11 protein-coding genes are annotated in these 14,695 nt (G+C 57.7%); 1 reads left to right on the forward strand and 10 read right to left on the reverse strand.

Going from position 1 to position 14,695, the window contains the following annotated elements; genetic code table 11:
* Window positions 1-130 precede the first annotated feature (130 nt).
* From pssA to trxC, 4 genes are all read right to left on the reverse strand, one after another.
* Window positions 131-1,486, reverse strand: coding sequence for a CDP-diacylglycerol--serine O-phosphatidyltransferase (gene pssA, locus OJ965_RS06905; RefSeq protein WP_265139258.1), 1,356 nt, complete (start codon window positions 1,484-1,486; stop codon window positions 131-133).
* A 117-nt stretch (window positions 1,487-1,603) separates the two neighbouring features.
* Entirely contained in the window at window positions 1,604-4,261 is a 2,658-nt protein-coding gene (locus OJ965_RS06915) for a bifunctional acetate--CoA ligase family protein/GNAT family N-acetyltransferase (protein WP_265138478.1), read from the reverse strand.
* 125 nt (window positions 4,262-4,386) lie between these two features.
* A complete protein-coding gene (locus OJ965_RS06920) occupies window positions 4,387-5,064 on the reverse strand; it encodes a tRNA-uridine aminocarboxypropyltransferase (protein ID WP_009088539.1) in 678 nt (225 codons plus the stop codon).
* Window positions 5,065-5,145: 81 nt separating this feature from the next.
* Entirely contained in the window at window positions 5,146-5,565 is a 420-nt protein-coding gene (trxC, locus tag OJ965_RS06925; RefSeq protein WP_009088541.1) for a thioredoxin TrxC, read from the reverse strand.
* Window positions 5,566-5,724: 159 nt separating this feature from the next.
* Here trxC and OJ965_RS06930 point away from each other — a divergent pair, with 159 nt between their 5' ends.
* Window positions 5,725-6,897 carry a tRNA/rRNA methyltransferase gene (locus OJ965_RS06930; protein ID WP_265138483.1) on the forward strand — a complete coding sequence of 391 codons (1,173 nt, stop codon included), beginning with the start codon at window positions 5,725-5,727 and terminating at the stop codon, window positions 6,895-6,897.
* A gap of 36 nt (window positions 6,898-6,933) precedes the next feature.
* Here the strand turns inward: OJ965_RS06930 and emrB are convergent, their stop codons facing one another.
* From emrB to nrdI, 6 genes are all read right to left on the reverse strand, one after another.
* On the reverse strand, window positions 6,934-8,469 hold the full coding sequence (gene emrB / locus OJ965_RS06935) for a multidrug efflux MFS transporter permease subunit EmrB (protein WP_046102406.1): 1,536 nt from the start codon (window positions 8,467-8,469) through the stop codon (window positions 6,934-6,936).
* Window positions 8,470-8,485: 16 nt separating this feature from the next.
* Window positions 8,486-9,661: a multidrug efflux MFS transporter periplasmic adaptor subunit EmrA gene (gene emrA / locus OJ965_RS06940; protein ID WP_009088548.1), complete on the reverse strand. Its 1,176-nt coding sequence runs from the start codon at window positions 9,659-9,661 to the stop codon at window positions 8,486-8,488.
* Between the two features lie 153 nt (window positions 9,662-9,814).
* Window positions 9,815-10,345, reverse strand: coding sequence for a transcriptional repressor MprA (gene mprA, locus OJ965_RS06945; protein WP_003850381.1), 531 nt, complete (start codon window positions 10,343-10,345; stop codon window positions 9,815-9,817).
* Window positions 10,346-11,201: 856 nt separating this feature from the next.
* Window positions 11,202-12,161 (reverse strand): class 1b ribonucleoside-diphosphate reductase subunit beta, encoded by a 960-nt coding sequence (nrdF, locus tag OJ965_RS06950; RefSeq protein WP_009088550.1) that lies wholly within the window; start codon window positions 12,159-12,161, stop codon window positions 11,202-11,204.
* 8 nt (window positions 12,162-12,169) lie between these two features.
* Window positions 12,170-14,308, reverse strand: a complete 2,139-nt coding sequence (nrdE, locus tag OJ965_RS06955) for a class 1b ribonucleoside-diphosphate reductase subunit alpha (protein WP_265138494.1) — start codon at window positions 14,306-14,308, stop codon at window positions 12,170-12,172.
* The gene (gene nrdI, locus OJ965_RS06960) at window positions 14,278-14,691 is read right to left on the reverse strand and encodes a class Ib ribonucleoside-diphosphate reductase assembly flavoprotein NrdI (RefSeq protein WP_009088554.1); all 414 of its coding nucleotides are present in this window, start codon (window positions 14,689-14,691) and stop codon (window positions 14,278-14,280) included. The genes nrdE and nrdI overlap by 31 nt, the downstream gene beginning before the upstream one ends.
* Between the last annotated feature and the right edge of the window lie 4 nt (window positions 14,692-14,695).

Below are 14,695 nucleotides of genomic sequence, written 5' to 3' on the forward strand. Positions count from 1 at the left end.
GGGGCAATGCCGCTGGCTGTACCGGCGGCATGCCGGGCGGAATCTGAGCCATCCGATCGGCTCTCATATCCCTCTTTGCCTGCTCCGGGGCCGCAGGATTCACATAGTGCGGCCTCTGAGCGGCAACCTTTTAAAGAATACGGCTGATTAGGCGATCGATACGGATCCGGCGCAGACGGCGGATCAGTTTCCGCACCTTGGCTGGATAATCCGCAATACTTTCGAGTTCACGGAAATGGTTCACGACCGTGGTGTGCTGCCGGATTAACGTCAGCTCCTTCTCACGCTGGACTGCTAACTCCTGATGCGGATCGTGGATCAGCACCGCATTTTCCAGATCGAGTCGCCATGCGCGCGGATTGAGATTATTACCGGTGATCAGCTGCCACTCATCATCCACCCACATCCCTTTGAGGTGATAGCTGTTCTCGCCATCCTTCCACAACCGCACGACCAGCTGTTCGTTGCTGACGTAGTATTGCAGGCGGCTCAGGAAGCGACGCAGGTTAATCTCATAGAGATAAGGCAGCGCACCTATGATCTTGAAGGGCTGATCGGGGGCGATGTAGAAGTCATTGGCGGTTTTATCCCCCACAATGATCTCAACCTGCTTACCCTGACGCAGCAGATGAATGATATTGCGAACCAGCAGCGCAGGCAGGTTGAAGTAGGGGGTGCAGATAATGAGTTTCTGCTCAGCACAGGGCATCAGGTGGAAAATCGTTTTGTTCAGCAGGCTATGCTTACCCAGTCCCACCAGCGGGGTGACCGCCAGCTCTTCGTTACCCGCATTTCCGTCGAACTGATAGTTAAAGCCACGCAGATCCTGACGAAACTGACGCGTTTCATTTTTGATTTCAGGACTGGAAGGGCGTTCTGCCACGTCGAGCCGGTTGACCGCTTCTGCTGGTTTGAGATTGAGATCGATCCAGGCATACATCGTATCGGTCAGCTGAGCATTGCGGATGATCTGGTAGCGGTCATAGCGATATTTATCATGCTGATGCAGATAGACATCATTAATGCTGGCTCCGCTGTAGATCAGCGTGTCATCAATAATGAAGCCTTTCAGATGGAGCACACCCAGCGCTTCGCGGGTATTAACCGGGATGCCATACACCGGAATCGCAATGTCGGCATGGCGGGTCGCCATTTCGCAATACCAGTCAGCGTTAGTGACGCCTCGCGCGGAACCAATGCGTCCACGCTGTGCACGATGCCAGTCAACCAGAATTGAAATATCCAGTTCCGGACGCGCCTGCTTCGCACGGTAGAGCGCATCCATGATGGCGCGCCCGGCATCATCATTTTCCAGATAGAGCGCAACGATACAGATGCGGGTCTGCGCTGCGGCAATTTTTTCCAGCAGCGTCTCACGAAATTCGGCAGGCGAGTAAAGTGTCGACACATCCGCAACGGATTGTGACAGTTTCGGCAACTGTGCGAGGTGTTGTTGGTGTTTATTACGTTTGAATTTAGACAACATCACAGTGCACTTCTTCTCTGTTCATTGCATGGCCTTTTGCCATCAAATCAGGGTTATAACCATAAATAATAACATTAACTCCGTCGACCCGAACCTTTTTTACTTTTCTCTACAAGGTTAGTTGATCCCCTCCTGTAAAGGCAATTTCAGGCTGACAATACCGTCATCCAGTTGAATATCAACATGAAAGTTAAGTTTTCGTGCCAGCGTAATCATGCCGCGGTTGTGGGGCATGGTGATACCGTTTAATTGTTGCAAGCCGTGATGGCGCGTATAGCGGATCATCTTTTCCAGCAGACGGCGCCCCATACTCAGCCCTTTGAGGTCTGAACGCACCAGCACCGAGAACTCGGCGTCGATGTTATCGGCATCTGAGATAGCACGTGTGACGCCGATGATCTCAGGCTGTCCCTGATGCTGACGCACGGCCACTATCGCCATCTCACGGTCATAATCGATTTGCGTCATGTTGGCGAGGTCTTCATGGGTAAACTCATTGATTTCGCTGAAGTAGCGGTAGTAGAGATCCTCTTTCGTGACCTGGCTGATAAAGTCGCGCAGCAGGGGTTCATCTTCAGGCAGGATGGGACGGAACAGGCAGAATTGCCCATCTTTTAATTCGACCTGCTCTTCCAGATGCTGCGGATAAGGGCGGATAGCCAGCCGTGCTTCATTGTCACCGTGGAAGGGGGCCAGCGTCAGGGTGACGTCCAGCAGGGTAAAATCACTACCCGCCGCCAGCAGCGGATGGATATCGAGCCGATCGATTTCCGGGCAGTCGACCACAAGGTTTGAGACCTGCACCAGCAGCTGACTTAATCCGGCGATATCCAGCGGATTCAGGGCGCTGCGGCTGCGGATTTTTCCGCTCTTGATCGCCTGAATCACCAGATAGCGCGCCAGCGTCATGTTGAGCGGCGGCAGCGCAACGGCGGCCTGTTTGTCAGCCTGCCACTCGACGCCGCCTTCGCCCAGCATGATGATCGGGCCAAACAGTGCATCCTGTTCGACCACAACCCGCAGCTCCTGTGCGCCCGCACGGCTTGCCATGCCCTGAACCAGTAGCCCTTCAATACGCGCCTGCGGCAGCGTCTGCCTGACCCGATCGAAAATGGCTTCGGCGGCGCGCTCCACTTCACTGGCATTACGCAGGTAGAGCATCACCCCTTGCACCTCCGACTTATGCGCGATATCGGGTGAACGCAGCTTGAGCGCGACCGGATAGCCAATCTGGTCGGCAATCGTTACGGCCGACGCGCTGTCGCTGGCAATCCAGGTCGGTAGCGTGGTCAGCCCGTATGCCTGAAGAACCGGCTGCACTTCGTGCGTATCCAGCGCTGTGATCCCGCGCGCCAGGGCCTGGGAAAGTAACTGGTGAACATGCGCGCTATCCTGCGTCAGCGTCGCGGGGAGGGCAGGGGTTTCACGCAGCTGCTTCTGGTTACGCCGGTATTCAACCTGATGCATAAACGCGGTGACGGTGCCCTCTGGCGTGCGCCAGGTGGGGATTCCCGCCTGGGTAAAGGCGCGTCGTGCCGCCTGCGAAGAGAACTCTCCGCTCCAGTTAGTCAGCAGGGTTACCCGCTTACCGCGCGGGTGACGGGCAAGGGTTTCGATAAGGTGGCTGGCCGTTTCGGTAGGGGGCGCAACCGCGCTTGGCGCATGAATAATCATCAGCGCATCAAAGTCATGACTGTCGAGCAGGATCTCCACACAGGCAGCATAGCGCGCGGGAGTTGCATCATCCTTTAAGTCGAGCGGATTTCCCCGGCCCGCGCCTGCGGGCAGCAGCGCCTCCAGCTGCTGACGGGTCTGTTCGCTGAGCTGTGCTAGTTTGCCGTTGCGGGCATAGAGCTCATCCAGCGCCAGCGCAGCAGGGGCTGCACCATTACTGACGATCATCAGCCGGTCACCCCGCAGTGGCCGCATATGACTCAGCGATTCCACCGCAGAGAAGAGCTCATGGGTATCCTGCACCCGTAACAACCCGGCACGCTGAATGGCGGCATCCCAGGCCGCATCCAGGCCGCTGTGGGTGCCGAGCAGCGCCTGCGCTTCACGGCTGCGACCGCTCTTGATCACCAGAATCGGCTTGTTGCGGGAGGCACTGCGCGAGGCAGAAACGAAACGGCGTGCGTCACTGAGGTGTTCAAGGTAGAGCAGAATGGCGCTGGTTTTACCGTCGCGCGCCAGGAAGTCGAGCAGGTCGTCGACATCGGTGTCCAGGCTGTCACCCAGAGCGATAAACCAGGAGAACCCGAGGTTACGCTGCTGCGCCCAGTCGAGAATGGTATTCGAGACGGCGGCGGACTGGGAGATAAAGGCGAGTCGGCCTTTGGCTATCGGCACCGGTGAGAAGCTGGCATTTAATCCCTGCCAGGGGGCCAGCAGGCCAAGACTGTTTGGTCCCAGCAGGCGTATCTGCCACTGACTGGCGCACGCTTTAAGTTCAGCAGACTGGCTGGCGGGGGCCGAAAGGATGATGCAGGCCTTGCAGCCTTTTTCGCCGAGCTGTTGCAGCAGCGCAAGGTTGCGCTTTGAATGGGTGCAGATGACCGCCAGATCCGGCGCGAAAGGCAGGCTGTCGATGGTGGGCCAGGCCAGGACACCGCTGACCGCCTTATATTTCGGTGTCACCGGCAGCACCGGTCCGCTGAATCCGCCCGCCAGCAGGTTTCGCATCATAAAGTAGCCGGCGCGCCCCGGCGTCACCGAGGCACCAATAACCGCAATGGATTTAGGTCGTAACAGCGCTTCCAGCCCACGTTGACTCATCGCGTCCTCCAGAGTTCGGGATTTGCGTGATTGTAAACGCTTTTTGCGGGCCGTGCTTTCGGGCAGATCGCAGCCTGAGCATCCGGCCGCGCAGGCCTCAGGCAACCGGTGAGAAGCGGGGCCGGTTAATCCTGCCCGGCATGATGCGGTTTGCCTGCCAGGTAGGCGGCACGAAAGCGATCAAAATGGTGAGATAACGCGTCTGCCGCGAGCCGATCGCCCGCCTGCTCCAGCAGTGCCGCGGCGACTTCGGCGGTACAGTGCTGACCTGCGCCATGGGCTTCGCGTAGCGTGTAACGCGAAGGAGTAGTGACATTCAGCGACATGACCGGCAGGGCATCGAGCCAGGGGCTTTTGCGGAACATTTTGCGCGCTTCGGTCCAGGTGCCATCCAGCATAATAAACAGCGGCGGTTTTCCCTGCGCGGGCGGCGAGGTCAGCACCTCCCGGCCCGAATCGGCATAGCTGGCCGGAAAGACCACCAGCGGCTGGTAATCGGGGTTGCGCACAGCCGCCAGCAGCAGCGGATCGGGCTCGGTGCGTGACCAGCCGAAGGCCTGGGTGTCGGGCAGAATATCGGCAATCAGACGGCCGGTGTTGCTCGGCTTCATCGGCTCGGTATCAAACATCACCAGACAAAAGCGGCTGCGGGCGGCTTGCGGGACGATCTGGCTGCAGAGACAGCTGGCCTCGGGCAGCAGGCAGCCCTGGCAGCGAATGACCCGGTTTCCGCGCGCGAGGAAAGGACGGGTCGCGCGGGCGAGACGTTGGGTGCGCAAGCGCAAAACAGCATTATCAGACATGAGTATTCAGGGCAGGAAAAACGTCAGTGTAATCGAAGCGCAGGCGAAAAGGAAAAGGCCAGCCGGGCTGGCCTGGGAAGATTAAAGGGATTCATCCAGCCATTCGTTAAACGGCGCTTTGGGCATGGCCCCGTTCAGCATGTCGACCCGCTCGCCGTTTTTAAACAGCATGATGGTCGGGATACTGCGAATGTTGAAGCGGGCGCTCAGCGCCGGTTCCGCTTCGGTGTTCACTTTAATGAAGCGCACTTTACCGCTGCGCTCACTGGCGACATCTTTAAAGACCGGCGCAAAGTTGACGCACGGACCACACCACGGCGCCCAGAAATCAATCACGACGGGCAGGTCGTCCTGAAGATATTTGTCGAAGGTCGCGGCGGTGGCGTTGACCACTTCACCGTCGAACAGTTCGCTTCCACAGCGTCCGCATTTCGCCGCATCGGCAAGGCGCTCTTCGGGAACGCGATTAGTTGCCTGGCAGGAAGCGCATACCGTATTCATAGGAACCTCTGAAGTTGGAAAGTGTCAGTCTGGTAATTATTGTCCATTATGAAAGGGGAGCGATTTACCCTCAATCTGGATCGCTCTATAGGTTCAATAGTTGATAGCTAAGCGCCGGCACATCAGGTAATCTGCGCGCTCTCAATGCAGGAGGAAGACATGAACGACGAATTTAAAGGCAAAAGCGGTAAGGTTAAGGTGATGTACGTGCGTGGCGAGGATGAAAAGAGCACATCTAATCCTCGTACAGGCAAAGGGGGTTACGCTGCCGCCCGCCAGGATGATAATCGTCGTTCATCGGGTTCCCGCACAGAACGTAGCCAGGAAGGCGGCCGCTCTGCGGGTCGTCGCAGCGACGACAGCGGCCGCAGCGGTTCAGCGCGCCGCGACGAAGGCGGCCGGGGTGCACCACGCCGCTCGGGTGAGGGTTCAGGCCGTCGCAATGAGCGCTCCGACGATCGTAGCTACGGCAGCAGCGACTCCCCATGGCGGACTGTGTCACGCGCGCCTTCTGCCGATCGCGCCGCGACATCAGAAAGCGACAAGCCGGATCACGGCGGCATCAGCGGCAAGAGCTTCGTCGATCCGGAGCAGATTCGCCGTCAGCGTAACGAAGAGACGCGCGTCTATGGTGAGAACGCCTGTCAGGCCCTGTTCCAGAGCCGCCCGGAAGCGATTGTCCGCGCCTGGTTTGTGCAGGAAGTGACACCGCGTTTCCGCGAAACCCTGCGCTGGCTGGCGGCCAACCGCAAAGCCTATCATGTGGTTGAAGATGCAGAGATCACCAAAGCCTCCGGCACTGAGCATCATGGCGGCGTCTGCTTCCTGATCAAAAAGCGCATGGGTATGGCGGTTTCTGAGTGGCTGGGTCAGGCGAATGCCAAAGATTGTGTACTGGCACTGGAAGATGTCAGCAACCCGCATAACCTCGGCGCAATCATGCGCAGCTGCGCGCACTTTGGCGTGAAAGGTCTGCTGGTCAACGACGCCTCTCTGCTGGAGTCCGGTGCGGCGGTGCGAACCGCAGAGGGCGGAGCCGAGCATGTGCAGGCGATCAGCGGTGCCACCTTCAGTGAAGGTCTGGAAGCGTTTCGCAAAGCGGGTTACACCATCGTCACCACCTCCAGCCATCAGGGTACGCCACTGGCTCAGGCTGAGCTGCCGGAAAAAATGGTGCTGGTGTTAGGTCAGGAGCGCGAAGGTCTCTCTGACACTGCGTTTCAGCAGGGGGATATGAGCGTGTCGATTGGCGGCACCGGCAACGTCGAGAGCCTTAACGTCTCGGTTGCCACCGGCGTGCTGCTCGCCGAATGGTGGCGTCAGAACGCATAAAAAAACGGGCCGAAAGGCCCGTTTTGCTGTGTCTCATCAGTGCGCGCCACCGCCACCGCCGCCCGCGCCAAACGGCGGACGGGCAAACCAGATCAGCACCAGCAGGATCAGAAACACCCCCGCCGACGCCCAGAAAATTTCATTCGCTGAAATAATCAGTCCCTGGTTAGTGATCTGCTGCGCGATCCAGGCCGACGCCTGTTGCTGCGTCATCCCCATGCCCTCCAGCTGGCTGTACATCTGCTGCGAATTGACGTTGTACGGGGTAATCGACTCCGTCAGATAGCTGTGATGCATTGACTCGCGATTGGTCCACATGGTGGTGGTAATCGACGTACCGACTGATCCGGCAAAGGTTCGCAGGAAGTTCGACAGGCTGGAAGCGGCCGCCAGACGCTCCGGGGGGAGGCCCGACAGCGTGATGGTGGTCAGTGGCATAAAGAAGCAGGCCACGGCAAAGCCCTGAATAAACTGCGGCCAGGCGGAAGCGCCGAAGTCCATACCCGGTTCAAACGTCCAGGCGCGCCAGTAGAAGCAGACCGCATACATAATGAAACTGAAGGTGACCAGCCGTCGCATGTCGAGCTTGTGGGCGAAGCGACCGATAATCGGCGACAGGATCACGGGGATGATCCCCACCGGCGCAGAGGCCAGACCGGCCCAGGTTGCGGTATAGCCGTAGACCTCCTGCAGCAGCTGCGGCAGCAGCACAATCGAGCCAAAGTAGAGCATGTAAGCCAGACTGATCGACAGGCAGCCGATAGTGAAATTGCGCGACTTAAACAGCGACAGGTCGATGATCGGATGATCGTCCGTCAGCTCCCACACCAGCAGCACGGAGAGCGCAATCACGGCCACTACCCCCAGCACGATGATCTCCGTCGAGCTGAACCAGTCGAGCTCTTTCCCGCGATCGAGCATCACCTGCAGACAGCCGATCCCGACGACCAGCAGCACCAGACCGACCGTATCGATGGGGCGGATTTCGGTTTTGGTTTCCCGGCCTCGCAGCGTCTGCAGCGTCAGCATCACCACCACCGCACCAATCGGTACGTTGATGAAGAAGATCCAGCCCCAGTGATAGTTGTCGCTGATCCAGCCGCCCAGAATCGGGCCGCAGATCGGCGCTACGATCACCGTCATCGCCCACAGCGACAGCGCGATACTGCGTTTAGCGGGCGGATAGTTACTGAGCAACAGACTTTGCGACAGCGGGATCAGCGGACCCGCCACGATCCCCTGCAGGATACGGAAGAAGATCAGCATCTCGAGGCTCTCTGACATGCCGCACGCCCAGGAGGCGACAGCAAACAGAATGGTCGCCCAGGTAAAGAGCTTCACTTCACCGATGCGTTTGGCCAGCCAGCCGGTCAGGGGGATCGAAATCGCATTGGCTACGCCAAACGAGGTGATCACCCAGGTTCCCTGCGAGTTAGACGCGCCCAGGTTTCCGGCAATGGTGGGGATAGCCACGTTGGCGATGGTCGAGTCCAGCACCTGCATGAACGTGGCCAGCGACAGCGCCACGGTCATCAGGACCAGCGGCATCCCTTCAAGCGGTTTTTGTGCCATTACAGCCTCCGCGCCATCATCCGGCGTTGGCGCGGACGATATCGGTGATCAGTTTATTGACCGGCGCAAGGTCAATCGCCAGGGCGTTGCTGCTGTAAGCGGCCTGCTGCCGGACACTGTTCGCCAGCGTAATGCCCTCTTTGCTGGTGGTATCGATCTTCACCAGCGTTGAGAGGCCAATACGCAGCGGATGTCTGGCGATATCGTCCTGATTCAGTTCGATTCGCACCGGCAGGCGCTGAACCACCTTAATCCAGTTACCGGTGGCATTCTGGGCGGGCAGCAGCGAGAAGGCGCTGCCGGTGCCCATATCCAGACCGGCAACTTTGCCGTGATAGACCACATCATCACCATAGATATCCGCCACCACGGTAGCGGGCTGACCAATACGCACGCCAGCCAGCTGTGTCTCTTTAAAGTTGGCGTCGACCCACAGATTGGTTGCCGGGACAACGGCCAGCAGCGGGGTGCTGGTGGAGATTTGTGAACCTACCTGAACGCTGCGGCGGGAGACATAACCGTCCATCGGGCTGCGGATGTCGGTTCGCTGCAGGGCCAGCCAGGCGTCACGCAGTTCAGCGGCGCTCTGCTGCACCGCAGGCTGATTTTCCAGCGTGGTATTGAGGATCATCGCCTGATTGGCATTGTATTGCTGAACGGCGACGTCCAGCTGCGCTTTGGCGGTCGCCACGGCGTCGCGGGCGTGCTGCAGCTCTTCACGGCCAATCAGATTAGCGGCACCCAGAGGCTCCCGGCGTTTCAGGTCAGCCTGCGCCTGGGCCAGAGCGGTCTGCTGCAGGGTGATGCTGGCTTCATACTGCTTACCGTTGATCATCAGCTGATGCGTCTGACGCACGCTGGTGGCGAGGGCCGTCTGCGCTTTTTCAAACGCCTGCTCGGCATCGGTCTTATCCAGGGAAACCAGCACATCGCCTTTTTTGACGTAGTCAGTGTCTTCAAACCAGACTTTATTGACGCTGCCGGAGACCTGGGCCATCACCTGCACCTGGTTACCGGCAACGTAGGCATCATCCGTTTCCTGAAAATGGCGCAGTACCAGGAACCAGTAAACACCCCAGGCAATCCCAATTAGCACAAAGATCAGCGCCAGCACAATGAGCACACTTTTGCGCTTCTTCTTTTTGTTGCTGACTGACGGTTGCGGGCTCTGTGCTTCTGCCGTTGCACTCATGTCTTTCTCCACGTATTCCATTGAGTCGGGTAGGGGCAGGGATCCCTGTCCGCCGGCGCCCGAGTCGAAAAAGCCAGCGACTGAGCGCTGGCCAGATAAAAAAGGAACTTAAAATAACGATTCCGACAGGTGATTGTGTCGCACTTATTGCTATCAGCGGGACAGTGAGGCGATCAGCTGATCTTCATCCATTTTGTCGAGGCGATTAAGCAGCTTGCGGGTAATCCCTTCCAGCTGCGACTTCTCATCAACCGACAGAGAAGACCAGAGATATTGCAGGCTCTGATGCTGCGGGGGCAGCAGCTGACGCAGGAACTCCATGCCTTTGTCGGTCAGATGCAGGTGCAGGCAGCGGCGGTCGTGATCGCTTTCGCGACGCTCAATCCAGCCGCGTTTTTCCAGCTCATCAGCAATGCGCGTAGCATTGGTGCGTGACGAGCCGAGGGCCGAGCTGAGTTCCGAAGGCTGAATGCTGTGATTTTCCTGAGCATCCAGCGTGATCAGCGCCATAAACAGGGTTTCGTTGATCCCCTGTGCTTTCAACATCTTATTACGATTGTCCAGCAGTTTACCCTGCATATGCATACAGAGACGCGTCAGGATAATTTCCTGTAACGGAAAATCCTTATGGCGATTGGCACGGATGTTTAGCATCTGCTCAATGGGAGTAAACGAACTTTCCATTAAAAAAAACCTCACTAATTGCAACTTGTATAATAACTATGGTGACAGGCTAAGCGTAGTCACTTTTCGGCAGGTGATCGCTGACCGACGCACGCTGCACCATTAAAGGTGTTCCAGGCCATTCCCTGGCCCTGGGTCAAAAACCCGTCCGCCCGGCGGCAGCCGCAGTGCCAGAGCGTTATCAAAAAGGGGGCAAATTTAATAATATCGCGAGGAAAAATAACTGAAGTGAATAGGTTTGCTGCTAACCATAACAAACCTAACCATTTGTGACCAGATGCAATCCGCTTTCCGGACAGAGTTCAGTGAATTTTTCGGGTTCAGCATGCGATCTGCCGGCTCCCACCCGACCCGGCAGGCCGATTTCACCCTCTGAGACGTGACAGGGTGCTCCGGCGAGGCTGACAGAGAGGAAAGAGTGCTGAGCAATCGTATGAGCAGGGGCTGAACGTCGTCGTTGCTGCCCACGCAGAGGCCGGTGGCTACCGACTGCGGGAGCACTGAAACGGGCGTCAGACCCTGACGGGGCGCAGGCATAAACCGTGTCGTTCGCTAATAATCATATGAGGTTAATAATAACTCAAAAAACTATTTCACACGCATGTTTATTAGCAGGCCAGACCAGTCATAACAAGAGGTGTAAACCTCGGTAGAGGATTTACGGGTGACGTTATGCGAATAGGCTCAGGAAGCATACGCCTTTCGCAAAGACGCAAAAGATGCCATCCATGGCAGGCTCAGCGCGGGCCATCCCTGGCCCGCTATGCTTTGCTACAGGCGTATGCTCCCATCGCTTTGAGTTTTGGCGCCGTCTGAATAAAGAAACGCTTTCAGATCACGACGATCTGCCCGACTATCAGAAGTTCCAGTCCTCATCTTCCGTCTCGACCGCCTTACCCATCACATAGGATGAGCCCGAACCGGAGAAGAAGTCGTGGTTTTCATCTGCGTTGGGTGACAGCGCTGACAGAATGGCCGGATTCACCGCCGTCAGCTCCGCCGGGAACAGCGCCTCGTAGCCGAGATTCATCAGGGCCTTGTTGGCGTTGTAGTGCAGAAAGGTCTTCACCTCCTCCACCCAGCCGACATCACCATACAGCGCTTCGGTATAAGCCACTTCATTCTCATACAATGCCAGCAGCAGATCGTATGCGAACTGCTGCAGCGCTTCGCGGCGCTGATCGTCCACCGTCGCCAGCGCCTGCTGGAACTTGTAGCCAATGTAATAACCGTGCACCGCCTCATCACGAATAATCAGGCGGATCAGATCCGCGGTGTTGGTCAGCTTGCCGCGACTCGACCAGTACATCGGCAGCCAGAAGCCGGAATAGAACAAAAACGACTCCAGGAAAACGCTGGCGATTTTCTTCTTCAGCGGATCGTCGGCCTGATAGTGTTCCAGAATGATGCGCGCCTTGTTCTGCAGCGGCGCATTCTCTTCGCTCCACTGATAGGCGGCATCCACATCCTGTGTGTTACACAGGGTTGAGAAGATGGAGCTGTAGGAGCGGGCATGCACCGCCTCCATAAAGCTGATATTCGACAGCACCGCCTCTTCATGCGGGGTTATCGCATCGCCCATCAGTCCCGGCGCACCGATCACGTTCTGAATGGTATCCAGCAGCGTCAGACCGGTAAAAACCCGGATGGTCAGCTGCTGCTGCTGTTTATCCAGCGTCTGCCAGGCAGGCAGGTCGTTGGAGAGCGGCACTTTCTCCGGCAGCCAGAAGTTGCTGGTGAGGCGGTTCCAGACCTCAAGATCTTTCTCATCCTGAAGACGGTTCCAGTTAATGGCCTGAATCTGTTTTAGTTGCATAGTGTTTATCACAGGGAGCAGGAGACGCAGCCCTGAACCTCCGTGCCCTGAAGCGCCATCTGGCGCAGTCGAATGTAATAGAGCGTTTTGATGCCTTTCTTCCAGGCGTAAATCTGTGCTTTGTTGATGTCACGGGTGGTGACGTCGTCGCGGAAAAAGAGCGTCAGCGACAGCCCCTGATCAACGTGCTGAGTCGCCTCTGCATAGGTATCAATAATCGCTTCCGGCCCAATCTGATACGCATCCTGATAGAGATGCAGATTCTCATTGGTCATGAACGGCGCGGGATAGTAGACGCGTCCGGTTTTGCCCTCTTTGCGGATCTCGATCGGCGAAACAATCGGATGGATACTGGAGGTGGCGTGGTTGATGTAGGAGATCGAACCGGTCGGCGGGATCGCCTGCAGGTTCTGATTAAACAGCCCGTGCTGCATTACCGCAGCGCGCAGCGCCTGCCAGTCTGCCCGGGTCGGCAACGTCACGCCGGCGTCGGCAAACAGTTTTGCCACCCGTTCGGTGCGCGGCAGCCATTCGCGCTGCAGATATTTGTCGAAATAAACGCCGCTGGCGTACTGCGAATCAGCAAAACCGTCGAAGGTCTGCTGACGCTCCTGTGCCAGCTGATTAGAGGTGCGCAGCGCGTAATAGGTGATGCAGTAAAAGTAGAGGTTGGTGAAATCGAGCGCTTCCGGCGAACCGTAAACGATGCCTTCCCGCGCCAGATAGCCGTGCAGGTTCATCTGACCCAGGCCAATGGCGTGCGACCGCCGGTTTCCTTCGGCGACCGACGGCACCGACGCGATCTCACTCATCATCGACACCGAAGTCAGGGCGCGAACCGCCACCTCCACGGTGCGCGCCAGATCGCGGGAATCCATGGCGTGGGCAATATTGAGTGAGCCAAGATTGCAGGAGATATCTTTGCCGACCCGGCGATAGCTGAGATCGTCAAAGTACTCGCTGGCGCTGTTCACCTGCAGGATCTCTGAACAGAGGTTGCTCATATTGATGCGACCGGCAATCGGATTGCTGCGGTTCACGCTGTCCTCATACATGATGTAGGGGTAGCCTGACTCAAACTGAATCTCGGCCAGCGTCTGGAAGAAGTCACGCGGCTGAATCCAGGTTTTGCGGATGCGATCGTCGACCAGCATCTCGTCATACTTCTCGCTGATGCTGATATCGCCAAAGGCCTGGCCGTAAATGCGCTCAACATCGTAGGGCGAGAACAGCGCCATCGGCTGGTTCTCTTTCGCCAGCCGGAAGGTGACATCAGGGATCACCACGCCCAGCGACAGGGTCTTGATGCGGATCTTCTCATCGGCGTTTTCGCGCTTGGTGTCGAGAAAGCGGAAAATATCGGGATGGTGCGCGTTCAGCCATACCGCGCCCGCGCCCTGACGTGCGCCCAGCTGATTGGCGTAGGAGAAGGCATCCTCCAGCATCTTCATGACCGGGATGACGCCCGACGACTGGTTTTCGATACGCTTGATGGGCGCACCGGACTCACGCAGGTTGGAGAGTAAAAAGGCAACGCCGCCGCCGCGCTTTGAGAGCTGCAGCGCGGAGTTCACGGCACGGCCAATGGACTCCATGTTGTCTTCAATGCGCAGCAGGAAGCAGGAGACCAGCTCGCCGCGCTGCTGCTTGCCGCAGTTGAGAAAGGTGGGGGTGGCAGGCTGGAAGCGGCCGCTGAGGATCTCCTCCAGCAGCGCCCGCGCCAGGGTTTCATCGCCCTGAGCCAGCGTCAGCGCCACCATGCAGGCGCGCTGTTCAAAGGTTTCCAGATAGCGTTTGCCGTCGAAAGTCTTCAGCGTGTAGCTGGTGTAGTACTTCCAGGCACCCAGGAAGGTTTTGAACTCAAATCCCCACGTCTCCGCCACCTCATGCAGCGCAAGCAGGAAGTCGAAATCGTACTGGTTCAGCACCTCAGCTTCGTAATAGCTCTCCGCCACCAGATAGCGTAAACGCTCGGCGCGGCTGGCAAACTTCACCGTGTTCGGCTCCACATGCTGCAGATGAAACTGACGGGTCGCTTCGCGATCCTTGTCGAACTGGATGCGCCCCTCCGCGTCATAGAGGTTGAGCATGGCGTTGAGCGCGTGATAGTCGAGCGTCACGCCGTTGAGGGTGTCTGTTGTTGCCAAAATTGGGTTACTCCCGCTTTAACGTTCGCGATGTCGTCCGGGGTTCCCATCAGCTCGAAACGATAGAGCAGGGGAACCTGACATTTTTTTGCAATGATGCTGCCCGCCAGGCAGTAACCGGCGCCGAAGTTCCGGTTGCCCGCGGCGATGACGCCACGAATTTCCCGCCGGTTGGCCTCATCATTAAGAAACTGAATCACCTGACCGGGTACGGCACCGCGACTGCTGCCACCGCCATAGCTGGGCACGACCAGAATATAGGGCTGGTCGATATGCAGCGTCTGACGGGCGTCAAGCGGGATGCGCCGGGCTGGCAGGCCAAGGCGCGTCACAAACCGGTGGGTGTTTTCCGACTGGCTGGAAAAATAGACCAGCGGGAACATGCGT

It is taken from the genome of Pantoea anthophila (assembly GCF_026104315.1).
In the GTDB taxonomy this organism is placed as follows: Bacteria; Pseudomonadota; Gammaproteobacteria; order Enterobacterales; family Enterobacteriaceae; genus Pantoea; species Pantoea anthophila.

Bases quoted from the DNA above. Each gene is read 5' to 3' on its own strand.
- mprA (WP_003850381.1), bottom strand. From the start codon at position 10,345: ATGGAAAGTTCGTTTACTCCCATTGAGCAGATGCTAAACATCCGTGCC.
- OJ965_RS06915 (WP_265138478.1), bottom strand. From the start codon at position 4,261: ATGAGTCAACGTGGGCTGGAAGCGCTGTTACGACCTAAATCCATTGCG.
- nrdF (WP_009088550.1), bottom strand. From the start codon at position 12,161: ATGCAACTAAAACAGATTCAGGCCATTAACTGGAACCGTCTTCAGGAT.
- OJ965_RS06930 (WP_265138483.1), top strand. From the start codon at position 5,725: ATGAACGACGAATTTAAAGGCAAAAGCGGTAAGGTTAAGGTGATGTAC.
- trxC (WP_009088541.1), bottom strand. From the start codon at position 5,565: ATGAATACGGTATGCGCTTCCTGCCAGGCAACTAATCGCGTTCCCGAA.
- emrA (WP_009088548.1), bottom strand. From the start codon at position 9,661: ATGAGTGCAACGGCAGAAGCACAGAGCCCGCAACCGTCAGTCAGCAAC.
- nrdI (WP_009088554.1), bottom strand. From the start codon at position 14,691: ATGTTCCCGCTGGTCTATTTTTCCAGCCAGTCGGAAAACACCCACCGG.
- emrB (WP_046102406.1), bottom strand. From the start codon at position 8,469: ATGGCACAAAAACCGCTTGAAGGGATGCCGCTGGTCCTGATGACCGTG.
- OJ965_RS06920 (WP_009088539.1), bottom strand. From the start codon at position 5,064: ATGTCTGATAATGCTGTTTTGCGCTTGCGCACCCAACGTCTCGCCCGC.
- pssA (WP_265139258.1), bottom strand. From the start codon at position 1,486: ATGTTGTCTAAATTCAAACGTAATAAACACCAACAACACCTCGCACAG.